This is a genomic window from Curtobacterium sp. MCBA15_013, assembly GCF_001865095.1.
In the GTDB taxonomy this organism is placed as follows: Bacteria; Actinomycetota; Actinomycetes; order Actinomycetales; family Microbacteriaceae; genus Curtobacterium.
Genome location: NZ_MJGQ01000078.1, coordinates 1 through 22,633, shown reverse-complemented (window position 1 = coordinate 22,633; position 22,633 = coordinate 1). Strand labels below are relative to the sequence as shown.

Below are 22,633 nucleotides of genomic sequence, written 5' to 3'. Positions count from 1 at the left end.
CTACATGACAACCACCACGACCAAGGCTCCCAAGCAGGTCGCCATCAACGACATCGGCTCGGCTGATGACTTCCTGGCCGAGGTCGAGAAGACCCTGAAGTTCTTCAACGACGGAGACCTCATCTCCGGCACCGTCGTGAAGATCGACCGCGACGAGGTCCTCCTCGACGTCGGTTACAAGACCGAGGGTGTCATCCCCTCGCGCGAACTCTCCATCAAGCACGACGTCGACCCCAACGAGGTCGTCGAGGTCGGTGACGAGGTCGAGGCCCTGGTTCTCCAGAAGGAGGACAAGGAAGGTCGCCTCATCCTGTCGAAGAAGCGTGCGCAGTACGAGCGCGCCTGGGGCGACGTCGAGAAGATCAAGGAGTCCGACGGCGTCGTGACCGGTACGGTCATCGAGGTCGTCAAGGGCGGTCTGATCGTCGACATCGGCCTCCGCGGCTTCCTCCCGGCGTCGCTCATCGAGCTGCGTCGCGTCCGCGACCTCACGCCGTACCTCGGTCAGGAGCTCGAGGCGAAGATCCTCGAGCTCGACAAGAACCGGAACAACGTCGTCCTCTCGCGCCGCGCGCTGCTCGAGCAGACGCAGTCCGAGTCCCGGACCACGTTCCTCAACAACCTCCACAAGGGCCAGGTCCGCAAGGGCATCGTGTCGTCGATCGTCAACTTCGGTGCGTTCGTCGACCTCGGCGGCGTCGACGGTCTCGTCCACGTCTCCGAGCTCAGCTGGAAGCACATCGAGCACGCCAGCGAGGTCGTCGAGGTCGGTCAGGAAGTCACCGTCGAGATCCTCGAGGTGGACCTGGACCGCGAGCGCGTGTCGCTCTCGCTCAAGGCCACGCAGGAAGACCCGTGGCAGGTCTTCGCCCGCACCCACGCGATCGGCCAGATCGCACCGGGCAAGGTCACGAAGCTCGTGCCGTTCGGTGCCTTCGTCCGCGTTGCCGACGGCATCGAGGGCCTCGTGCACATCTCGGAGCTCTCGAACAAGCACGTCGAGCTCGCCGAGCAGGTCGTCTCGGTCAACGACGAGGTCTTCGTCAAGATCATCGACATCGACCTCGACCGTCGTCGCATCTCGCTCAGCCTCAAGCAGGCGAACGAGGGCGTGGACCCGGAAGGCTCCGAGTTCGACCCGGCGCTCTACGGCATGCCGACCGAGTACGACGACAAGGGCGACTACAAGTACCCGGACGGCTTCGACCCGGAGACGAACGAGTGGCTCGAGGGCTTCGACACCCAGCGCGAGGAGTGGGAGCGTCAGTACGCTGCCGCCCAGTCGCGTTGGGAAGCCCACAAGGCGCAGGTCGCGAAGACCATCGCCGACGAGGCGCAGGGTGGCTTCGACCTCCCGGCGACCGCTTCGTCGTCGTCGTCCTCGACGTTCGCGACCGAGTCGAACGGTCAGGGCACCCTGGCCGACGACGCCTCGCTCGCAGCGCTCCGCGAGAAGCTCAGCTCGACCAACTGATCGAGCGGCGCAGCCGTACCGGAAGCCCGGCATCCCTGAGAAGGGGTGCCGGGCTTCCGGCCGTTCCGGAGGTGGCGGGTCGGTAGCCTGTCGGTGTGCGCATCATCGGTCTCACGGGCGGCATCGCCGCGGGCAAGTCCACCGTCTCCGGCCGCTGGGCCGAGCACGGCGCGGTCGTGGTGGACGCCGACCGGCTGGCGCGCGACGCCGTCGCTCCCGGCAGCCCGGGCCTCGCGCAGGTCGCCGAGCGGTTCGGCCCCGGCGTCATCGCCCCCGACGGTTCGCTCGACCGGCCGGCACTCGGCGCGATCGTGTTCGCCGACGCCGCGGCGCGGAAGGACCTCGAGCGGATCACCCACCCCGAGGTCTGGCGTCTCGCCCAGGCGGCGTTCGACGCAGCCGAGGCAGCGGACCCGGACGCCGTCGTGGTCTACGACGTGCCACTGCTCGCCGAAGCCCGGGGGAGCCGGCCGCTGCGGTTCGACGCGGTCGTGGTGGTCGATGCTCCCGCTGCCCAGCGGATCGAGCGGCTCGTGGAGCACCGCGGCATGCCCCGCGACGAAGCCGAGCGCCGCGTCGCCGCCCAGGCGAGCGATGCCGACCGCCTGGCACTGGCCGACCACGTGGTGGACGCCACCGGCACCCTCGCCGACACGATCCGATCCGCCGATAAGGTCTGGGAGCGCATCGGCCGATGAAGCACCGGGCGCTCCTGGTCCTCGCGGCCGTCCTCCTCGTGGCGATCGGCGCCGCGTCGCTCGTCGCGGCGAACGTCCTCGGTGGCGATCGGGTGGCGGAGCACGGCCGGGTGTCCGCAGCCGACCGACCTCGCGGCGACGAGCACGGTCCGGTGGGGGAGTTCCACCGCTTCCGCCTCGGCACGATCAACGGGCAGCGCCTCGAGCCGAACCGTGACGACTTCGCGGCACGCACCGACTCCGGCGGCCCGCTGCTGCTGTTCCTGCCGGCGACCCGCGCCCGGCCCGCCGACTACCAGTTGTTCCTGTCCGCGGCGCTGCGCGACGGGTACCACGTGCTCGGGCTCGACTACTGGAACCTCGGCAAGACGCTGTCAGGGACGTGTGAGGCGGATCCGCACTGCTACGGGCAGGTGCAGCGGAACCGGTTCGACGGCACCCGGCCGTCACGGTTCAGCTCGGTGCAGCCGGCCGGCTCGATCGTCTCGCGGTTCCGTGACGCGATCGCCTACCTCGACGACCACGACCCGGACGGCGGGTGGGGACGGTTCGTCCAGGGCGACTCGGACATCGCCTGGCAGGACATCGTGGTGGCCGGGCACTCGCAGGGCGGCGGCGAGGCGGCGTACATCGCGCACATCCGGCCGGTGCAGGGCGCGCTGATGTTCTCCTCGCCCGTCGAGTCGTTGGGCAGCGAGCACGCGGCCTGGATGGACCGCCCGGGGCGGACACCGGTCGCCCGGATGTACGCGATCGACGACGTGCGCGACGTCTTCGGTCCGCGGATCCGCGGCTCCTGGAAGGTGCTCGGGCTCGACGGTCCCGACGGGCCGTTCCGGACCGACACCGCGCCGCCCGGACCCGACGAGGACCCGCACGCGATCCTCACCGACATCGCGGTGGGGTCGCCGGCCGAGTCGCACTCGCGCACGATCAAGGACACGACCCCGATCGGCCGCGACGGGCTCCCGCGGATGGAGGCGCTGTGGCAGTGGCTGCTCCACCGCTTCCCCTCGGACCCGTCATAGGATCCCGCAATACTCTGAGTCCGTGCAGCAAGCAGGCGAACGACCCGACCTGCGCTCGACCATCCGTGCCCGCGCGGCGCAGGACGGGGAGCGCAGCTACCTCGAGGACGCACGCAGTGACCGCGTCCTGACCTACCGTGCGCTCGAGGACGCGGTGTCGGCGTGGTCGTCGACCTTCGACGCGATCGGGGTCGCGCCGTCCGGGGCGGTCCTGGTCGACCTCGCCGACCCGCTCTCGTTCGCGGTCGTGCACCTCGCCGCCCTCGCGACCGGTCGGCGGGCGATCCCCGTCGACACCGGACAGCCGACCTCGGAACCCGGCCGTCTCGCCGACCTGATCGGCGGTGCCTCGCTCGTGGTGTCGAACCGCGCCGTGGACGCGACCGTCCCCGGGGCGCCGGCGAGCGGGATCGACGCGGCCACGTTCCTCCCGGCAGCCGTCCGCGACGGGGACCTGCCGTCGGAGAACCCGGACGCACCCGGCGAGGGGTCCGTCGTGCTCTTCACCTCCGGCTCCACCGGCACCCCGAAGGGCGTCGAGCTGCCCGAGTCGCAGCTGCTGTTCGTGGCCCGGGCCGTGGCGCAGCACAACCGCCTCACGCCGGAGGACCGCGGGTTCAACTCCCTCCCGCTCTTCCACGTGAACGCCGAGGTCGTCGGGTTGCTGGCGACCCTCGTGGCCGGCGGGACCCTCGTGCTCGACCGGCGGTTCCGTCGCACCGGCTTCTGGGAGCTGCTCGCCGAGCGCCGGATCACCTGGCTGAACGCGGTCCCGGCGATCCTCGCGGTCCTCGCGAAGACCGGTCCGCTCGACTTCCCCGAGGGCCTCCGGTTCGTCCGCAGCGCGTCCGCTCCGCTGCCCGATCCGGTGCGGCAGGCGCTCGGCGACGTCCCGCTCGTCGTCAGCTGGGGGATGACCGAGGGGGCGTCGCAGATCACCGCCACGCCACTCGGTGCACCCGCACGCGTCGGGACCGTCGGCGTGCCGGTCGGATCCGAGGTGCAGGTCCGGGGCGAGGACGGCACGGTGCTGCCCGCCGACGAGGTCGGTGCCCTCTGGATCCGCGGCGAGGGCATCGTCCACCGCTACCTCTTCGGTCGCGCAGCGGAGCGGTTCGACGCGGACGGCTGGTTGAGCACGGGCGACGTCGGATCGGTCTCGGCGGACGGCTGGGTGTCGCTCGCCGGTCGCTCGGACGACGTCATCAACCGGGGTGGCGAGAAGGTGTACCCCTCCGAGGTGGAGGACGTGCTGCTCGGCGACGACCGCGTGCTCGAGGCCGTGGTCGTCGGGCGGCCGCACGAGGTCCTCGGCGCGGTGCCGATCGCCTACGTGATCCCGCAGCCGGACGAGGCCGTGGACGCCGAAGCCCTGGTCGCCGGCCTCACCGCGCGGGCCGAGGCGCACCTCACACGGTTCCGCCGTCCGGTCGAGATCGTCGTCGTGCCCGACCTGCCGCGCGCGCCGACCGGCAAGGTCCAGCGGGCGAAGGTGCGGACGATGGCCGAACACCCGTGACCGACGCTGCCACGCCCACCGCCGACGCCGCCACGCCCACCGCCGACGCTGCCGATCGTCGGGTGCAGACGCCGACCCGCACCGCCGAGGGGAAGCCGCGGCACCTCTACGAGGTCGACGTCCTCCGCATCCTGACCTTCGCCTGCGTCATCGGCGTGCACACCACCAGTCACACGGTCGCCGCCGACGACGTCCCGCTGAACGGCCTGCTCGGCCTGCTCCACTTCACCCGCCTGGTCTTCTTCTCGCTGACGGCCTTCGTGCTCGTCTACAGCTACACGCTCCGACCGCGGCCGATGGCGCAGTTCTGGCCGAAGCGCTTCCTGCTCGTCGGCGTGCCCTACCTGGCGTGGTCCTTCGTCTACGTGGCGTCGTCCTGGCTCCTCAGCGCCACCCGCCGGGGCGACGTGCCCGACCTCGTGCGCACGTACGCCGAGGGCATCGTCACCGGCGTCTCCTGGTACCACCTCTACTTCCTGCTCGTGACGATGCAGGTGTACCTGCTCCTGCCGGTCATCGCGTGGCTGGTGCGGCGGACGCGCGGCCACCACGTCGCGGTCCTCGCCGTGACGCTCGTGTTCCAGCTCGTGGTCTTCGCCGGGTACAAGTACTTCCCCGCCAGCGACGCGTGGATGCACGGCTACCAGAAGCAGTTCTTCTTCTCGTACGTGTTCTTCATCGTCTCCGGCGCGATCGCCGCCGACCACGCGGACGCCTTCCTCCGGTTCATCCGGGTGCACCGCCGCGCCGTCCTCTGGGGCTTCGCGGGCGTCGGCGCGCTCACCCTCGGCGTGTGGTGGCTGCAGGTCGGTCTCGGGCAGTCGCTCTACGCCGCCGGCACGCCCCTGCAGCCCGTCCAGGTGCTCTGGAGCAGCGCCGTGTTCGTCGGGTTCCTGGCGATCGGCGCGCGCTGGGCGGATCGGCGCCGGCCCGGGAGCGCGCTCGCCCGCGTCGTCGACTACGGCTCGGACCGGTCGTTCGGCATCTTCCTCAGCCACCCGTTCGCGATCTGGATCCTGCTGTACGGCGACAGCTGGCTCGAACGGGTCGTGCCCCAGCCCTGGCTCACGCTGGTCACCTACGTGCTCGTGCTCGTGCTGTCGGTGGCCGTGACGGAGCTGTTCCGGTGGACGCCGTTGAGCGTGCCGCTCACGGGGCGGCCGTCGTTGTCGTCGCGTGGGCAGCGGGCGGCGCGGGCGCGGAAGCGGGAGGCGGCTGCTCGGGGTGCGGGTGCTGGTGCCGTGCCGGTGGTCGCCCCGGAACCGCGGGTCGAGCCGGTCGAGCCGGTCGAGCCGGACGATGCGCTCGTGGGGGAGACGGACGACGTCGGGCCGCGGTCGACGCGCTGAGCGCGTCCGTCGATGGGGCGTCGCCCGCACCGCGTGGGGACTGGAGGCACGGGTCGGGCTGGCAGCGCGCCTCCCGTCGTGCGCAGTGTCGGACGGGAGGCGCGGGTCGGCCTGGCACCGCGCCTCCCGTCCGCAGCGTGCAGCGGTCGTCGCGACGCGGATCAGCCGGCGTGCTGCTCGGCCTTCGGGACGCCGATCTCGAGGACGCCGTCCGTCATCGTGAGCCGCTTCGGCTTCATGAACCAGGCGACCACGGCCGCGGCGGCGAGCAGCGCGCAGGAGAGCGCGAAGGGCAGCTGCCAGCCGGAGGCGTCGATCAGCGCGCCGAACACGATCGGCGAGATCACGCCGGCGATGCCGAAGCCGGTGTTCATGAACCCCGACGCGGTGCCGGACCACTGCGGAGCGACGTCCATCGGGATGGCCCAGAGGTTGGCGTTGCAGAGCTCCAGGAAGAAGAACGAGAGGGCGAGCGAGATCGTCGCGACGACCAGGCCCTGCCCGATCACGAGGGGGACGAGGCAGACGAGGGAGCCACCGAGGCCGATGACGAGGACGATCCTCCGGGCGTTCCGGCTGTCGCCGCCGCGGTGGATGATCCGGTCGCTGAGCATCCCGCCGACGGTGTCGCCGACGACGCCCGCGAGGAGCACGAGCGTGGTGAAGAGGGCGAACTGGCTGATCGGCAGGCCGTAGGTGTCGCTGAGGAACGTCGGGATCCAGGTGAGGAACACCCAGAGCACCCAGCCGTACCCGAAGTCGACGAAGGTCACCGGGGAGATCTGCCGGGCCAGCGTGCGCCACGGGACGGGCGGCCGGGTGGCGCGGGTCTCGACGGGCGGGAGCTCGTCGAGCTCGACCTGCTGGATGCCGGCGGTGTCCTCGGGCTTGTCGCGGAACCAGACGAACCAGACGATCGCCCAGGCGATGGACAGGACGGCCGTCGCGAAGAAGGCCCACCGCCAGCTGCCGGTCGCACCGATGACCCAGGCGACGAGGAGCGGTGCGAGGGCGTTGCCGAGGCGCGCCGCGGAGTGCACGACGCCCTGTGCGAAGCCGTTGCGGTCGCGGGGGATCCAGCGGCTCATGGCCTGGGTGGCGGCGGGGAACGCGGCGGCCTCGCTCAGGCCGAGGAGCGCGCGGGCGGCGAAGAGCGTCCAGAAGCCGACCGAGAACCCGGTCCAGAGGGTGGCGACCCCCCAGATCACGGTGATGACGAACAGGGCCTTCCGGGGACCGAACTTCTCGGCGATCGTGCCGCCGAAGACCTGCAGCAGGGCGTAGGGGAGTGCGAAGGCGGAGACGATGAGCCCGGCGGTCGTCTCGTTGAAGCCGAAGTCCTCGGTGATGTGGGGGAGCGCCGTGGAGATGTTGGTGCGGTCGATGTACGAGATCGCGTACATGCAGCACAGCAGGATGAGCACTCGTCCGCGGATGCGTCCGCGGAACGGGGTGCCCTTCGTCGGTGCGGCGGGGGTCGCCGTCGTCATGGGGGCCTCTTCGGGGAGTGAGAGCGAGTCGGGTTGCTGAACGGATCGGAGGCTATGCCGGGTCCCTATCAGCGGTCTCGGAGCGTGCTTGGCGTGGACGATACGCCGAGGGCGAGCAGACGGCTCCGGTGTCAGGGGTGCCGACTACCGTGGTGGGCATGGCAGTGTCAATCGAGCCCACGCGCGCGGTCCGCCCGTTCGAGGTCATCAGCGAGTACTCGCCGAGCGGCGACCAGCCCGCGGCGATCGCCGAACTGGCCGGTCGCATCAACGCCGGTGAGACCGATGTCGTGCTGCTCGGCGCGACCGGTACGGGCAAGTCGGCGACGACCGCGTGGCTCATCGAGCAGGTGCAGCGGCCGACGCTCGTGCTCGCGCACAACAAGACCCTGGCGGCCCAGCTCGCGAACGAGTTCCGGAGCCTGCTGCCGAACAACGCCGTCGAGTACTTCGTCTCGTACTACGACTACTACCAGCCCGAGGCCTACGTCCCGCAGACGGACACCTTCATCGAGAAGGACTCCTCGGTCAACGCCGAGGTCGAGCGGCTCCGGCACTCGACGACGAACTCGCTGCTCAGCCGGCGCGACGTCGTGGTGGTCTCGACGGTGTCCTGCATCTACGGCCTGGGGACGCCGGAGCAGTACATGAACGCCTCGGTCGCGCTGCACGTCGGCCAGACCATCTCCCGCGACCAGCTCGTCCGCAAGTTCGTCGCGATGCAGTACCAGCGGAACGACGTCGACTTCGCACGAGGGACCTTCCGGGTCCGCGGCGACACGCTCGAGATCATCCCGATGTACGAAGAGCACGCGATCCGCATCGAGATGTTCGGCGACGAGGTCGAGGCCCTGTCGTACCTGCACCCGCTCACCGGCAACGTGATCGAGGACATGCCCGCCGTGTCGATCTTCCCGGCGTCGCACTACGTCGCCGACACCGAGGTCATGCACCGGGCGATCGCCACGATCAAGGACGAACTCGCCGAGCGCCTGGCCGAGCTCGAGGGGCAGGGCAAACTGCTCGAGGCCCAGCGGCTCCGGATGCGCACCACGTTCGACATCGAGATGATGGAGCAGATCGGCTTCTGTTCCGGCATCGAGAACTACTCGCGCCACATGGACGGCCGTGCCGCGGGGGAACCGCCGCACTGCCTGCTCGACTTCTTCCCGGACGACCTCCTCATCGTGATCGACGAGTCGCACGTCACCGTGCCCCAGATCGGCGCGATGTACGAAGGGGACGCCTCCCGCAAGCGCACGCTGGTCGAGCACGGGTTCCGGCTGCCGAGCGCCCTCGACAACCGACCGCTCACCTGGGAAGAGTTCCTCGAGCGCTCCGGCCAGAAGGTCTACCTGTCGGCGACCCCGGGCCGGTACGAACTCGGCGTGACCGACAGCGTCGTCGAGCAGATCATCCGCCCGACGGGCCTGGTCGACCCCGAGATCGTCGTGAAGCCGAGTGACGGCCAGATCGACGACCTGCTCGAGGAGATCAACCAGCGCGTCGAGAAGGACGAGCGCGTCCTCGTCACGACGCTGACCAAGCGCATGGCCGAGGAACTCACCGACTTCCTCGGCAACGCCGGCGTCCGGGTCCGGTACCTGCACTCCGACGTCGACACCCTCAAGCGCGTCGAGCTGCTGACCGAACTGCGCCAGGGCGTCTACGACGTGCTCGTCGGCATCAACCTCCTGCGCGAGGGGCTCGACCTGCCCGAGGTCTCGCTCGTGGCGATCCTCGACGCCGACAAGGAAGGCTTCCTCCGCTCGTCGACGTCGCTCATCCAGACGATCGGTCGTGCCGCCCGCAACGTGTCGGGCCAGGTGCTGATGTACGCCGACAAGATGACCGACTCGATGAAGACCGCGATCGAGGAGACCGACCGTCGCCGCGAGAAGCAGGTGGCGTACAACACCGAGCGCGGCATCGACCCGCAGCCGCTGCGCAAGAAGATCGCCGACATCACCGAGATCCTGGCGCGTGAGAACGACGACACGAAGGCGCTGCTCGAAGGTCGTCCCGGAGCGGACGGCCGACGCTCGCCGACGCCGAACCTCAAGCGCGGCGGGATCGCGGGCGAGGGGGCGATGCAGCTCGAAGCGACCATCGGCGACCTCAACGAGCAGATGCTGCAGGCGGCGGCCGAGCTGAAGTTCGAACTCGCCGCACGGCTCCGCGACGAGGTGCAGGACCTCAAGAAGGCGCTCCGCCAGATGGAGTCGGCGGGCCATGTCAGCTGACGCCGGCGCGCGCGCCGCGCGCGACGGGTCTCGTCGCACCGTCGTCGTCACCGGTGCGAGTGCCGGACTCGGGTACTTCGCCGCGGAGCAGCTCGCCGCCGTCGGTCACCGCGTCGTCCTCGCGACCCGCAGCCGCGAGCGCGCTGCGGCGGCCGAGCGGAGCATCCGTCGCCACGTGGACGCCGCCGACCTCGCGCACGTCCACCTCGACCTCGCCGACCTCGACAGCGTGCGGGCAGCCGCCGACGAGCTCGCGGCGCTGCAGCCGGAGGGTGTCGACGCGATCGTGAACAACGCCGGCGTGGTGGGCGCGAGCACGATGCAGCGGACGGCCCAGGGCACCGAGCTGCAGGTGGGCACGAACCACCTCGGGCACTTCGCCTGGACGGCGCTGACGCTCCCACTGCTCGACCGCCGCGCGGGGCGCGTGGTGCACCTCGGGTCGATCGCACACCGGTGGGCACGGCTCGACCCGGCGGACCCGCTCGGCGCGAGCCACTACTCCAGCTACCGCCAGTACGGGCGGAGCAAGCTCGCGGTCATGCTCTTCGGCTTCGAGCTCGCCGAACGCCTCGCCGATGCCGGGTCACCGGTCTCCAGCATCGTCGCGCATCCCGGGTTCTCGCTCGACCTGCTGTCACCCGAGCGTCCCGACGTCGCATCGTCCCGATCGGAGCCGGCGTGGACCCGTCCGGCGCAGCGGCTGTACGCCCAGGGCAAGGACGCCGGCGCCGACCCGCTCGTGCACGCGGCGATCGCCGACGGCATCCGGTCCGGCGAGTACTGGGGGCCGTCGGGCTGGATGCAGCTCCGGGGGCCGGCAGCGGTCGTCCGGGCCGAACCGCGGGCCCACGACCGGGCCGAGGCCGCCCGGCTCTGGGTGGCGAGCGAGCGTGCCGCCGGGGTCGCGTTCGCTCTCGACGCACTCGTCTGACCGTCCATCGCGGCCGAATGTCGGTGCCGCTTCGTAGAATCGACGACGATGACCATCACCTCTGACCGCGGAACCTCGACGTCGGGCCGGAATGCCTTCGGCGAGCCCGTAGACCTCCACATCCCCGGCGGCACGGCACCGCACAGCACCTCCACGCTCAGCGTGCGCGGTGCCCGCGTGCACAACCTGCGCGACGTCGACCTCGAGATCCCACGCGACTCGCTCGTCGTGTTCACGGGTCTGTCCGGATCCGGCAAGTCCTCGCTGGCGTTCGACACGATCTTCGCCGAGGGACAGCGCCGCTACGTCGAGTCGCTGTCCGCGTACGCGCGCCAGTTCCTCGGGCAGGTCGACCGCCCGGACGTCGACTTCATCGAAGGACTCTCGCCCGCGGTCTCGATCGACCAGAAGTCGACGAACCGCAACCCGCGCTCGACGGTCGGCACCATCACCGAGGTCTACGACTACATGCGTCTGCTCTGGGCGCGCATCGGCATCCCGCACTGCCCCGTCTGCGGTGAGGTGATCAGCAAGCAGAGCGTGCAGCAGATCGCCGACCAGCTCATGGAGTTCGAGTCGGGCACGCGCTTCCAGGTGCTCGCGCCCGTCATCTCCAAGAAGAAGGGCGAGTTCGTCGACCTCTTCCAAGAACTGGCGGCGTCCGGCTACGCCCGCGCGATCGTCGACGGGGAGCGCATCCAGCTCAGCGACCCGCCCAAGCTCAAGAAGCAGGTCAAGCACGACATCTCCGTCATCGTCGACCGTCTCGTCGCGAACGAGGACATCCTCGGGCGTCTGACCGACTCGCTCGAGACGGCACTGCGCCTGACCGACGGCACGGTCGCGATCGACCTCGTCGACGCCGAGGGACCCGGTGCGGTCCGGACCTACTCCGAGAACCTCTCCTGCCCGAACAACCACCCGCTGGCGCTCACCGAGATCGAGCCCCGCACGTTCTCGTTCAACGCGCCGTTCGGTGCGTGCCCCGAGTGCTCCGGCCTCGGTACCCGCATGTCGGTCGACCCGGACCTCGTCCTCGGCGACCCCGAGGCGTCCCTGCGCGACGGCGTCCTGCTGCCGTGGACGGGCACGAGCGGGCTCTACTCCTACTTCGAGAAGCTCCTCGCCGGCCTCGGCAAGGACCTCGGGTTCGATCTGGACACCCCGTGGAACCGTCTCGACGCCTCGGTGCAGGCAGCGATCCTCACCGGTAAGGACTTCCAGGTGTCGGTGTCCTGGCGCAACCGGTTCGGCCGCGAGATGCGGTACACGAGCGGGTTCGAGGGCGTCATGCCCTACATCGAGCGCAAGTTCGCCGAAGCCGAGTCGGACTCGCAGCGGCAGCGCTTCCAGGGCTACCTGCGCGAGGTCCCCTGCCCGGTCTGCGACGGCACGCGCCTCAAGCCCGAGGTGCTCGCGGTGACGGTGGACGGCCGCAGCATCGCCGACGTGACGGACATGTCGCTCGACAACGCGTACGGCTTCATGGAGAGCCTCACCCTCACCGAGCGCGAGGCGCACATCGCGGCCGCCGTCCTGCGCGAGATCCGGGCGCGGCTCGAGTTCCTGCTCGAGGTCGGTCTGAACTACCTGACGCTCTCCCGTGGCGCGGGCGGGCTGTCCGGCGGCGAGGCGCAGCGCATCCGTCTGGCCACCCAGATCGGGTCCGGTCTGACCGGCGTGCTCTACGTCCTCGACGAGCCGAGCATCGGGCTGCACCAGCGCGACAACCGGCGGTTGATCGACACCCTGGTGAAGCTCAAGGACCTCGGCAACACGCTCATCGTCGTCGAGCACGACGAGGACACGATCCGCACGGCGGACTGGGTCGTCGACATCGGCCCCGGCGCGGGTGTGAACGGCGGCAACGTCGTCCACTCCGGCTCGTACGAGGGGATCATCGAGAACCGCGAATCGATCACGGGCGACTACCTCGCGGGTCGACGTGCGATCGAGGTCCCGGCCGAGCGTCGCAAGGTCAACCTCAAGCGCACGATCAGCGTGCAGGGTGCGCGGGCGAACAACCTCAAGTCGATCGACGCGGACTTCCCGCTCGGGGTGTTCACCGCGGTCACCGGGGTGAGCGGCTCGGGCAAGTCGACGCTCGTCAACGACATCCTCTACAAGGTGCTCGCCAACCAGCTCAACGGCGCACGGCACATCGCGGGCAAGCACACCCGCGTGAAGGGGCTCGACCAGCTCGACAAGGTCGTGCACGTCGACCAGGCGCCGATCGGTCGGACCCCGCGGTCCAACCCGGCGACCTACACGGGCGTGTTCGACCGGATCCGGCAGCTCTTCGCCGAGACGCCCGAGGCGAAGGCGCGCGGCTACCAGCCCGGTCGCTTCAGCTTCAACGTCAAGGGCGGTCGCTGCGAGAACTGCTCCGGTGACGGCACGATCAAGATCGAGATGAACTTCCTCCCCGACGTCTACGTCGCGTGCGAGGTCTGCGGCGGTGCGCGGTACAACCGCGAAACGCTCCAGGTGCACTACAAGGGCAAGGACATCTCCGAGGTCCTCGACATGCCGATCAGCGAGGCAGCCGAGTTCTTCGAGCCGATCTCCGCGATCCACCGGTACATGGCGACCCTCGTCGACGTCGGGCTGGGCTACGTCCGGCTCGGGCAGAGCGCGACGACCCTCTCCGGGGGCGAGGCGCAGCGCGTCAAGCTCGCCACCGAGCTCCAGCGCCGGTCGAACGGCCGGACTGTCTACGTCCTCGACGAACCGACCACCGGTCTGCACTTCGAAGACGTCCGCAAGCTGCTCCTCGTGCTGCAGAGCCTGGTCGACAAGGGCAACACGGTCATCACGATCGAGCACAACCTCGACGTCATCAAGTCGGCGGACTGGCTGATCGACATGGGACCCGAGGGTGGATCCGGCGGCGGGACGGTCCTCGCGACGGGGACGCCCGAGCACGTGGCGAACGTGCCCGAGAGCCACACCGGGGTCTTCCTCAAGGAGATCTTCGACGCGCAGGACGCGCGGGTCGGCAAGGAACAGGCGGTCGGCGCACGCACGGCCAGCCAGAAGCGGCCGAAGGCGAAGCAGAAGGCGGGTGCTCGGTAGGTGGCGGACACCGTCCCGTGGCGTCCGAAGGCGGGGGAGATCCCCACTGATCCGGGCGTCTACCGCTGGCGTGACGAAGCCGGCCGGGTGCTCTACGTCGGCAAGGCGAAGAACCTCCGTGCCCGTCTGAGCAACTACTTCGCACCGCTGCCGACGCTGCACGAGCGCACCCGGCGCATGGTGCTCACGGCACGGAGCGTCGAGTGGACGACGGTCGGCTCCGAGATCGAGGCGCTGCAGCTCGAGTACACGTGGATCAAGGAGTTCGATCCACCCTTCAACGTCAAGTTCCGGGACGACAAGTCCTACCCGTACATGGCGATCACCCTGGGCGAGGAGTCGCCCCGGGTGATGGTCACCCGGAACCGGAAGATCAAGGGCGCGAAGTACTTCGGGCCGTACCCGAAGATCTGGGCCGTGCACGACACGATCGACCTGATGATCAAGGTGTTCCCGATCCGCACCTGCTCGGACTCGTCGTACAAGAAGGCGATGCAGACCGGCAAGCCGTGCTTCCCGGGGCAGATCGGCAAGTGCGGCGGCCCGTGCTCCCAGAAGGTCACGATCGCCGAGCACCGCGCGCTGGTCGAGGAGTTCGTGCGCTTCATGGCGAGCTACGACCGCCGGGTGATCACCCAGCTGCGGCAGCGCATGGCCGCTTCGGCCGACGCGATGCAGTACGAGCAGGCCGCGAAGTTCCGCGACCAGGTCGGCGCGCTCGAGGCCGTGCTCGAGAAGTCTGCGGTCGTGCTCCGCGACTCGGTCGACCTCGACCTGTTCGGCATCTCCGAGGACGAGCTCGCCGCGGCCGTGCAGCTGTTCTCGGTGCGCGGCGGTCGCATCCGCGGTGTGCGCGGGTGGGTCGTCGACAAGGAACTCGACATCTCGACGGGCGACCTCATCGAGCAGATCGTGCAGGGACAGTACGCGACGGGCGAGGAGCCCCCGCGCGAGGTCGTCGTGCCGGAACTGCCGGAGGACGCCGACGCACTGCAGCAGTGGCTCAGCGAACGCCGTGGCGGTCGGGGCACCAAGCTCAGCACCGCGCAGCGGGGTGACCGGGCGGGGCTCGCCCGGACCGCGGCGCAGAACGCGGCGCAGGCGCTCATGCTCTACAAGACGAAGCGCTCCGCCGACTACACGACGCGGTCCGCGGCGCTGGCGGACATCCAGGACGCCCTCGGCATGACCGAGGCACCGCTCCGCATGGAGTGCTACGACATCTCGCACCTGCAGGGGACGAACGTCGTCGCGTCGATGGTCGTGTTCGAGGACGGGTTGCCCCGCAAGGACCAGTACCGGCGGTACTCGATCGCCGAGACCACCGACGACACCGACAGCATGTACCAGGTGCTGTCCCGCCGGCTCGCGCGCCTCGACGAGGACGCCGAGCTGCCGGACATCCCCGACGTCACCAGCGACGAGGTCGTCGAGGGCTCGAAGCCCACCAAGCGGTTCGCGTACCGGCCGCAGCTGCTCATCGTCGACGGCGGGCAGCCACAGGTGCAGGCGGCGAAGCGCGCGATGGACGAGGCCGGGGTGCACGACATCGCGCTCGTGGGGATCGCGAAGCGGCTCGAGGAACTCTGGTTGCCGGACGACGACTTCCCGGTGATCCTGCCGCGCAACTCCGAGGCACTGTTCCTCATCCAGCGCATCCGCGACGAGGCGCACCGGTTCGCGATCACGCACCAGCGGACCCGGCGCAAGCGGGACGTCCGGTCGCGGCTGTCCGAGATCCCGGGTCTCGGGCCCACCCGGGTGAACGCGCTGCTGAAGCACTTCGGGTCGGTGGCGCGGCTGCGCGAGGCGACGGCGGAGGAGATCGCCGAGGTGAACGGCGTCGGGCCGGCGACGGCTGCCGCCGTGGTCACGAAGCTCGCGCAGACGCCGACGAGCGCGCCGGAGGCCGCCGGCGCCCCGACCCCGACGAGCGCGCCGGAGGCCCCCGGCGCCCCGACGCCGACGAGCGCGCCGGAGGCCGCGGGCGCCCCGACGCCGACGAGCGCTCCCGACGGGGCCGGTGCGCCGGACACGGCGATCGAACCCGGCACCGCCGGCGCGGCCGACGCCGCCGGCGAACCGGGCAGCGCCAGCGCGCCCGGCCCAGCCAGCGCGCCCGACCCAGCCAGCGCGTCCGACCTGGCCGCCGCCCCGCAGGCGGCCGCCACCCGCTCCGGAGGACCGGCCCGGCTCCCCGAGGTGACCGACGACGGCCCACACCTGCCCGCATGACGCACACCGCGCCTCCCGTGCGGCCGACGGACGGACAGGACCCGACCGACGGACGTCACCCGACCGACGGACCGCACCCGACCGACGGACGTCACCCGACCGACGGACCGCGCCCGACCGACGGACCGCACCCGACCGACGGGCCACACCCGACCGGCGGGCCACGGCCGACGGACGGACCGCACCCGACCGGATGACGCACCCCGAGCCCGGCGTCCGGGCGATACCCTTGTCCCGCAGCCGAGACCTCCCCGGGCGACGCGCCCGGGCCGCCACGACGGAGCCCACTCCCAGATGACCGACAGCGTCCCAGCGCCGACACGATCGCCGCAGCAGCACGACATCCTCATCGTCACCGGTATGTCCGGAGCCGGTCGTTCGACGGTGGGGAAGGCGCTCGAGGACCTCGGCTGGTACGTCGTCGACAACCTCCCGACGCAGATGCTCGCGCCGCTCACCGAGCTCGCGGACCGCGCCGGTGAGAAGATCCCCAAGATCGCCACGGTGGTCGACGTCCGCGGCGGCCGGTTCTTCACCGACCCCGAGCAGGCGGTCGAGCAGGTGCGCAAGAGTGCCTCGGCCCGGGTCCGGGTGCTGTTCCTCGAGGCGACGGACGCGGTCCTCGTGCGGCGCTTCGAGCAGGTGCGGCGGCCACACCCGCTCCAGGGTGAGGACACGCTCCTCGACGGCATCGGCCGCGAACGCAGTCGCCTCGCTGCCCTGCGAGAGGCGTCGGACCTCGTCATCGACACCTCCGACCTGAACATCCACCAACTCGCGAACGCCGTCACCGAGCAGTTCGCCGACGACCATTTCACGGGTGTCCAGGTGACCCTGATGAGCTTCGGGTTCAAGTACGGACTGCCCGCCGACGCCGACATGGTGGCCGACGTCCGGTTCCTGCCGAACCCCTACTGGGTCCCGGAACTCCGCCCGCACACGGGCCTCGATCGACCCGTCTCGGACTACGTCCTGGCCCAGCCCGGAGCCCGCACGTTCGTCGAGCGCTACGCCGACGTCCTCGAGCCGGTGTTCGAGGGGTACCAGCGCGAGAACAAAAGACACGCTACGATCGCCATCGGCTGTACCGGCGGCAAGCACCGTTCGGTCGCCATCGTCGCCGAGCTGGCGAACCTCCTCCGCGGGATGCCCGACGTCGCCGTGCGTGTGAAGAACCGAGACCTCGGCCGAGAGTGACCGTCCCTCCGGCCGCTCCACACGACGTGCGCCGGGCACGCGGACCCCACCAGAAGAAACGTTAGGAATGATGCTGTGCCGTTGACTGCCGAGGTCAAGGACGAACTGGCCCGGGTCGTCGTGAACCGCAACACGGTCCGCGCTGCCGAGCTCGCGACCATCCTGCGGTTCGCGGGTGGCCTGCACGTCATCTCGGGCCGGATCGCCGTCGAGGTCGAACTCGACACCCGGATCATCGTGCACCGCGTGCGCAAGGACCTCGCTGAGCTGTACGGCGTGCGGAGCGAGGCGTCGGTGGGGTCGTCCGCGTCCGCCCGTCGTGGCACCCGGTACCTCGTGCGCGTGCTCGAGGCGGGGGAGACCCTCGCCCGGCAGACGGGCCTCATGGACGCCCGCCGCCGCCCGGTGCGCGGTCTGCCGAACCGGCTCACCACCGGCAACCGCGAGGACCTCGCCGCGATCTGGCGTGGAGCGTTCCTCGCCGCCGGCACCCTGACCGACCCCGGTCGTGCCGCCGCGCTCGAGGTCACCTGCCCCGGCAACGAGGCCGCGATGGCCCTGGTCGGTGCCGCCTCGCGGCTCGGCATCGCGGCGAAGGGCCGTGAGGTCCGCGGCGTGCACCGCGTGGTCATCCGCGACGGCGAGGCCATCGGCCAGATGCTGACCGTGATGGGCGCCGCCCGCACCACCGCCGACTGGGAGGAGATGCGCCAGCGCCGCGAGGTCCGTGCCACCGCCAACCGTCTCGTCAACTTCGACGACGCGAACCTCCGTCGCTCCGCGCAGGCCGCCGTCGCCGCGTGCGCGCGGGTCGAGCGTGCGCTCGAGATCCTCGGCGACGAGGTCCCCGACCACCTGCAGTACGCCGGCTCGCTGCGGCTGCAGCACCGCGACGCGTCGCTCGACGAGCTCGGCCAGCACGCGGACCCGCCGATGACGAAGGACGCCATCGCCGGGCGCATCCGCCGCCTCCTCGCGATGGCCGACAAGCGCGCGTCCGACCTCGGGATCCCGGGGACCGAAGCGAGCGTTCCCGAGGAGCTCGAAGGGGCCTGATCGACGGGCGTGACGACGTTCCGGACGGGAGGCGCGGTGCCAGCTGGTACCGCGCCTCCCGTCCGTCGTCAGGGTGGTCCAGGGCGGCGCTCGCGACCGTCCGGACGGACCGTCATCCCGCGCGGTCTGGCAGAGTCCGACTGCTAGGGTCGTTACGGCGACGTTACGGGGCGTATCGTCCACCACACGTGGGCCCGAAGGGCCACACGACTCCGAAAGCAGCGCCCCCCGGGCGCTCCACACCCACCAGGAGATCCATTGACCGTCAAGATCGGTATCAACGGCTTCGGCCGCATCGGCCGTAACTTCTTCCGGGCCGCACTGGCCAAGGGCAGCGACCTCGAGATCGTGGCGGTGAACGACCTCACCGACAACGCGTCCCTCGCGAACCTGCTGAAGTTCGACTCCATCACCGGCAAGCTCCCGGCGACGGTCGAGCTCGACGGCGACAACATCGTGGTCGACGGCACGGCGATCAAGGTCCTCGCGGAGCGCGACCCCGCCAACCTCCCCTGGGGCGAGCTGGGTGTCGACATCGTCATCGAGTCGACCGGTTTCTTCACCAAGGCCGCCGATGCGCAGAAGCACATCGACGCCGGTGCCAAGAAGGTCATCATCTCCGCCCCGGCCACGGGTGACGACGTCACCATCGTGCTCGGCGTGAACGAGGACCAGTACGACCCCGCGAACCACAACATCATCTCGAACGCGTCCTGCACCACGAACAGCCTCGCGCCGCTCGCCAAGGTGTTCCACGACAAGTTCGGCATCGAGCGCGGTCTCATGACCACGGTCCACGCCTACACCGCCGACCAGAACCTCCAGGACGGCCCGCACAAGGACCCGCGTCGTGCGCGTGCCGCCGCCCTGAACATCGTCCCGACCTCCACGGGTGCGGCGAAGGCCATCGGCCTCGTCCTGCCGGAGCTCGCCGGCAAGCTCGACGGCTTCGCCCTCCGCGTCCCGGTGCCGACCGGCTCGATCACCGACCTCACCCTCGAGACCAAGTCCGAGGTCACCGTCGACGAGATCAACGCCGCCTACAAGGAGGCAGCCGAGGGTCCGCTCAAGGGCATCCTGCTCTACAGCGAGGACCCGCTGGTGTCGACCGACATCACCACGGACCCGCACTCGTCGATCTACGACTCCGGCCTGACCAAGGTCATCGGCGGCCTCGTGAAGATCACCTCGTGGTACGACAACGAGTGGGGCTACTCGAACCGCCTCGTCGACCTCACCGAGTACGTGGGCGAGCGCCTCTAACCCATGGCACTCCGCACCCTCGAGGACCTCGGCGACCTCGCCGGCAAGCGTGTCGTCGTCCGTTGTGACCTCAACGTCCCGCTCAAGGACGGCGTGATCACGGACGACGGCCGCGTGCGCGCGTCGCTGACCACCCTGAACACCCTCATCAACGCCGGCGCCCGCGTCATCGTGATCTCACACTTGGGCCGCCCCGACGGCGAGCCCAAGCCGGAGTTCTCGCTCGCGCCGGTGGCCCAGCGGCTCTCCGAGCTGCTCGGCAAAGAGGTCACGTTCGTCGGCGAGACCGTCGGCGACGAAGCGACCGCGGCCGCCGGGGAACTCGGGGACGGCGACGTCCTGCTGCTCGAGAACCTCCGGTTCAACCCGGAGGAGACCTCGAAGGACGCTGCCGTGCGCAGTGGCTTCGCGGACCGCATCGCCGCCCTCGGGGACGCCTTCGTGTCCGACGGCTTCGGTGTCGTGCACCGCAAGCAGGCCTCGGTGTACGAGCTCGCGTCCGCGCTGCCCAGTGCGGCGGGGTCGCTCATCGAGACCGAGCTCGGCGTGCTCGAACGCCTCACGACGACGCCGGAGCGGCCGTACACGGTCGTGCTCGGCGGGTCGAAGGTCAGCGACAAGCTCGGCGTCATCGACCACCTCCTGCCGCAGGTGGACACGCTCTGCATCGGCGGCGGCATGCTCTTCACGTTCCTCGCGGCCCAGGGCCACGGGGTCGCGAAGTCGCTGCTCGAGGCCGACCAGCTCGACGTCGTCCGCGAGTACCTCTCGCGGGCGAAGGAGCTCGGCGTGACGATCGACCTGCCGACGGACGTCGTCGTGGCGTCCGGGTTCGCGGCCGACGCCTCGCACGAGACCGTCGCCGCGGACGCGATCGAGTCGTCGTCCTTCGGGGCGGACGGCATCGGCCTCGACATCGGCCCGGAGACGGCGGCGCGGTTCGCGTCCGCGGTCTCCTCGTCGAAGACCGTGTTCTGGAACGGCCCGATGGGCGTGTTCGAGTTCCCGGCCTTCGCCGCCGGCACGAAGACCGTCGCGCAGGCCCTGACCGAGGTCGACGGCCTCGGTGTGGTCGGTGGTGGCGACTCCGCCGCGGCCGTCCGGTCGCTCGGCTTCTCGGACGACCAGTTCGGGCACATCTCGACCGGTGGCGGTGCGAGCCTCGAGTTCCTCGAGGGCAAGTCGCTCCCCGGTCTCGAAGCACTGGGGTGGTCGCGATGACCCGGACGCCGTTGATCGCGGGCAATTGGAAGATGAACCTGGACCACCTCCAGGCCATCGCCACCGTGCAGAAGCTCGCGTGGACGCTGAAGGACGCACGCCACGACTTCGACGACGTCGAGGTCGCGGTCTTCCCGCCCTTCACCGACCTCCGGAGCGTGCAGACGCTCATCTCGGCCGACAAGCTCCCGATCCGCTTCGGCGCGCAGGACCTGTCCCAGTACGACTCGGGCGCCTACACGGGCGACGTGTCCGGGGCCTTCCTCGCCGCACTCGACGCGCAGTACGTCATCGTCGGACACTCCGAGCGGCGCACGCTGCACGCGGAGACCGACGAGGTCGTCGCCGCGAAGACCGCCGCGGCCGTCAAGCACGGTCTCGTGCCGGTGGTCTGCGTCGGCGAGACCGGCGAGCAGCGCGAGGAGCGCGGCGCCGGTGTCGTGCCGGTCGAGCAGCTGCAGGTCGTCCTCGACGCAGTGCAGCCCTCCGAGATCGTCGTGGCGTACGAGCCGGTCTGGGCGATCGGCTCCGGCCAGGCCGCGACCGCCGAGCAGGCGCAGGACGAATGCGCTGCGATCCGTCGCGGGATCGCTGCAGCCTGGGGCGACGAGGCAGCCGCGGCGACGCGGGTGCTCTACGGCGGCTCGGTGAAGTCTGGCAACATCGCCGGCTTCCTGCGCGAGCCCGACATCGACGGCGCGCTCGTCGGTGGTGCCTCCCTCGACGTGCAGGAGTTCGCGGCCATCGCGCGCTTCCGGCAGCACGTCGGACTCTGATCCACCGGACACAGGCCGGTCGCCATCGTGCGGCCGGCCTGTGCCACGCCCAGCCCGGGGACCTCGGCCGACCACCTGGCCGGTATACTCGGATGGCTGACTGACACGAAAGGTACGTCGTGGCGATTCTCTCCGTCGTGCTGCAGGTCCTGCTCGCGATAACGAGCCTCCTGCTCACGCTCCTCATCCTGCTGCACAAGGGCCGCGGTGGCGGCCTCTCCGACATGTTCGGCGGCGGCGTGACGAGCAACCTCGGGGCGTCCGGCGTCGCCGAGCGCAACCTCAACCGCATCACGGTGATCCTCGGTCTCCTCTGGATCGTGTCGATCATCGTGCTCGGTCTCATCAACAAGTTCACGGCGGGGAGCTGATCCATGGCATCCGGAGGCAGTGCAATCCGGGGTTCGCGCGTCGGCGCGGGCCCGATGGGGGAGCAGGACCGCGGGGTCCAGGCCGAGCGTGTGGCGATCTCGTACTGGGACGCCCTCGGCAACGAGGTCGTGCGGTACTTCGCCGCCGGTCTCCCCGATGACGAGATCCCCGAGACGGTGGACTCGCCGTCGACCGGGCTCCCGGCTGGTCGCGACAAGGAGAACCCTCCCGTGGTCTCCAAGACCGAGCCGTACAAGACGCACCTCGCGTACGTGAAGGAGCGCCGCACCGAAGAAGAGGCGGCGCAGCTCCTCGAAGACGCGTTGCAGCAGCTCCGTCAGCGTCGCGGCACCGCGAAGTAGTCGCACGAGACGTCCGAAGGCCCCCGTACCGATCCGGTACGGGGGCCTTCGTGCGTGTGGTGGGTGCGCGGTGGACCGGCGAGGTCGCACGACGCGCCGCGCGGGCGCCGCCGAGGTCGCACGACATGCCGTGCGGGCGCCGTCGAGGTCGCACGACATGCCGTGCGGGCGCCGTCGAGGTCGCATGAAGCGCTGCTTCCGCACGCTGCGGGCGACACTTTGTGCGACCGAGGCGGGCGGGTGGCCGGGTGGCCGGGTGGGCGGGCGGGCGGCAGGCGCCGGCCGGGCAGCCGAGCAGGCGGGCGGGCGCCAGGCGGGCAGGCGGGCGGGCGGGCGGGCGG

Annotated in this window: 17 protein-coding genes; 16 read left to right on the top strand and 1 reads right to left on the bottom strand. The window is 70.4% G+C overall.

What is annotated here, in order from left to right:
- Positions 1–4 precede the first annotated feature (4 nt).
- The 5 genes from rpsA (at position 5) to BIV01_RS17610 (ending at position 6,068) form a co-directional block, all read left to right on the top strand.
- Complete coding sequence (gene rpsA / locus BIV01_RS17630; protein WP_070416219.1) at positions 5–1,474, top strand: 30S ribosomal protein S1; 1,470 nt, start codon at positions 5–7, stop codon at positions 1,472–1,474.
- Between the two features lie 95 nt (positions 1,475–1,569).
- Positions 1,570–2,172, top strand: coding sequence for a dephospho-CoA kinase (coaE, locus tag BIV01_RS17625; RefSeq protein WP_071296297.1), 603 nt, complete (start codon positions 1,570–1,572; stop codon positions 2,170–2,172).
- A complete protein-coding gene (locus tag BIV01_RS17620) occupies positions 2,169–3,200 on the top strand; it encodes a BPSS1187 family protein (RefSeq protein WP_071303712.1) in 1,032 nt (343 codons plus the stop codon). Before coaE ends, BIV01_RS17620 begins: the two co-directional genes overlap by 4 nt.
- Positions 3,201–3,222: 22 nt before the next feature.
- The gene (locus BIV01_RS17615) at positions 3,223–4,719 is read left to right on the top strand and encodes a class I adenylate-forming enzyme family protein (RefSeq protein ID WP_071303711.1); all 1,497 of its coding nucleotides are present in this window, start codon (positions 3,223–3,225) and stop codon (positions 4,717–4,719) included.
- The gene (locus BIV01_RS17610) at positions 4,716–6,068 is read left to right on the top strand and encodes an acyltransferase (protein WP_071303710.1); all 1,353 of its coding nucleotides are present in this window, start codon (positions 4,716–4,718) and stop codon (positions 6,066–6,068) included. The genes BIV01_RS17615 and BIV01_RS17610 overlap by 4 nt, the downstream gene beginning before the upstream one ends.
- Before the next feature lie 161 nt (positions 6,069–6,229).
- On the opposite strand, the gene BIV01_RS17605 is transcribed toward BIV01_RS17610, so the two are convergent.
- Positions 6,230–7,558 carry an MFS transporter gene (locus BIV01_RS17605; protein WP_070416214.1) on the bottom strand — a complete coding sequence of 443 codons (1,329 nt, stop codon included), beginning with the start codon at positions 7,556–7,558 and terminating at the stop codon, positions 6,230–6,232.
- Between the two features lie 170 nt (positions 7,559–7,728).
- Between BIV01_RS17605 and uvrB the strand changes: the two genes are divergently transcribed.
- The 11 genes from uvrB (at position 7,729) to BIV01_RS17545 (ending at position 22,292) form a co-directional block, all read left to right on the top strand.
- Complete coding sequence (gene uvrB / locus BIV01_RS17600) at positions 7,729–9,801, top strand: excinuclease ABC subunit UvrB (protein ID WP_070419051.1); 2,073 nt, start codon at positions 7,729–7,731, stop codon at positions 9,799–9,801.
- The gene (locus BIV01_RS17595) at positions 9,791–10,735 is read left to right on the top strand and encodes an SDR family NAD(P)-dependent oxidoreductase (protein ID WP_071303709.1); all 945 of its coding nucleotides are present in this window, start codon (positions 9,791–9,793) and stop codon (positions 10,733–10,735) included. The genes uvrB and BIV01_RS17595 overlap by 11 nt, the downstream gene beginning before the upstream one ends.
- Before the next feature lie 48 nt (positions 10,736–10,783).
- Positions 10,784–13,810 (top strand): excinuclease ABC subunit UvrA, encoded by a 3,027-nt coding sequence (uvrA, locus tag BIV01_RS17590; RefSeq protein ID WP_139199561.1) that lies wholly within the window; start codon positions 10,784–10,786, stop codon positions 13,808–13,810.
- The gene (gene uvrC, locus BIV01_RS17585) at positions 13,811–16,045 is read left to right on the top strand and encodes an excinuclease ABC subunit UvrC (protein WP_441294381.1); all 2,235 of its coding nucleotides are present in this window, start codon (positions 13,811–13,813) and stop codon (positions 16,043–16,045) included.
- A 294-nt stretch (positions 16,046–16,339) separates the two neighbouring features.
- Positions 16,340–17,242 (top strand): RNase adapter RapZ, encoded by a 903-nt coding sequence (gene rapZ, locus BIV01_RS17575; RefSeq protein ID WP_070416211.1) that lies wholly within the window; start codon positions 16,340–16,342, stop codon positions 17,240–17,242.
- A 75-nt stretch (positions 17,243–17,317) separates the two neighbouring features.
- Complete coding sequence (gene whiA, locus BIV01_RS17570; RefSeq protein WP_070416210.1) at positions 17,318–18,298, top strand: DNA-binding protein WhiA; 981 nt, start codon at positions 17,318–17,320, stop codon at positions 18,296–18,298.
- Positions 18,299–18,556: 258 nt separating this feature from the next.
- Positions 18,557–19,561, top strand: coding sequence for a type I glyceraldehyde-3-phosphate dehydrogenase (gene gap / locus BIV01_RS17565; RefSeq protein WP_071303707.1), 1,005 nt, complete (start codon positions 18,557–18,559; stop codon positions 19,559–19,561).
- Positions 19,562–19,564: 3 nt separating this feature from the next.
- The gene (locus tag BIV01_RS17560; protein WP_071296303.1) at positions 19,565–20,782 is read left to right on the top strand and encodes a phosphoglycerate kinase; all 1,218 of its coding nucleotides are present in this window, start codon (positions 19,565–19,567) and stop codon (positions 20,780–20,782) included.
- Positions 20,779–21,558 carry a triose-phosphate isomerase gene (tpiA, locus tag BIV01_RS17555; protein ID WP_071296368.1) on the top strand — a complete coding sequence of 260 codons (780 nt, stop codon included), beginning with the start codon at positions 20,779–20,781 and terminating at the stop codon, positions 21,556–21,558. The genes BIV01_RS17560 and tpiA overlap by 4 nt, the downstream gene beginning before the upstream one ends.
- 119 nt (positions 21,559–21,677) lie before the next feature.
- The gene (gene secG / locus BIV01_RS17550; RefSeq protein WP_056124375.1) at positions 21,678–21,929 is read left to right on the top strand and encodes a preprotein translocase subunit SecG; all 252 of its coding nucleotides are present in this window, start codon (positions 21,678–21,680) and stop codon (positions 21,927–21,929) included.
- Positions 21,930–21,932: 3 nt separating this feature from the next.
- A complete protein-coding gene (locus BIV01_RS17545; protein ID WP_070416207.1) occupies positions 21,933–22,292 on the top strand; it encodes an RNA polymerase-binding protein RbpA in 360 nt (119 codons plus the stop codon).
- Positions 22,293–22,633: the final 341 nt, after the last annotated feature.

Bases quoted from the DNA above. Each gene is read 5' to 3' on its own strand.
- rpsA (WP_070416219.1), top strand. From the start codon at position 5: ATGACAACCACCACGACCAAGGCTCCCAAGCAGGTCGCCATCAACGAC.
- BIV01_RS17620 (WP_071303712.1), top strand. From the start codon at position 2,169: ATGAAGCACCGGGCGCTCCTGGTCCTCGCGGCCGTCCTCCTCGTGGCG.
- BIV01_RS17605 (WP_070416214.1), bottom strand. From the start codon at position 7,558: ATGACGACGGCGACCCCCGCCGCACCGACGAAGGGCACCCCGTTCCGC.
- BIV01_RS17595 (WP_071303709.1), top strand. From the start codon at position 9,791: ATGTCAGCTGACGCCGGCGCGCGCGCCGCGCGCGACGGGTCTCGTCGC.
- uvrA (WP_139199561.1), top strand. From the start codon at position 10,784: ATGACCATCACCTCTGACCGCGGAACCTCGACGTCGGGCCGGAATGCC.
- rapZ (WP_070416211.1), top strand. From the start codon at position 16,340: ATGACCGACAGCGTCCCAGCGCCGACACGATCGCCGCAGCAGCACGAC.
- BIV01_RS17560 (WP_071296303.1), top strand. From the start codon at position 19,565: ATGGCACTCCGCACCCTCGAGGACCTCGGCGACCTCGCCGGCAAGCGT.
- tpiA (WP_071296368.1), top strand. From the start codon at position 20,779: ATGACCCGGACGCCGTTGATCGCGGGCAATTGGAAGATGAACCTGGAC.
- BIV01_RS17545 (WP_070416207.1), top strand. From the start codon at position 21,933: ATGGCATCCGGAGGCAGTGCAATCCGGGGTTCGCGCGTCGGCGCGGGC.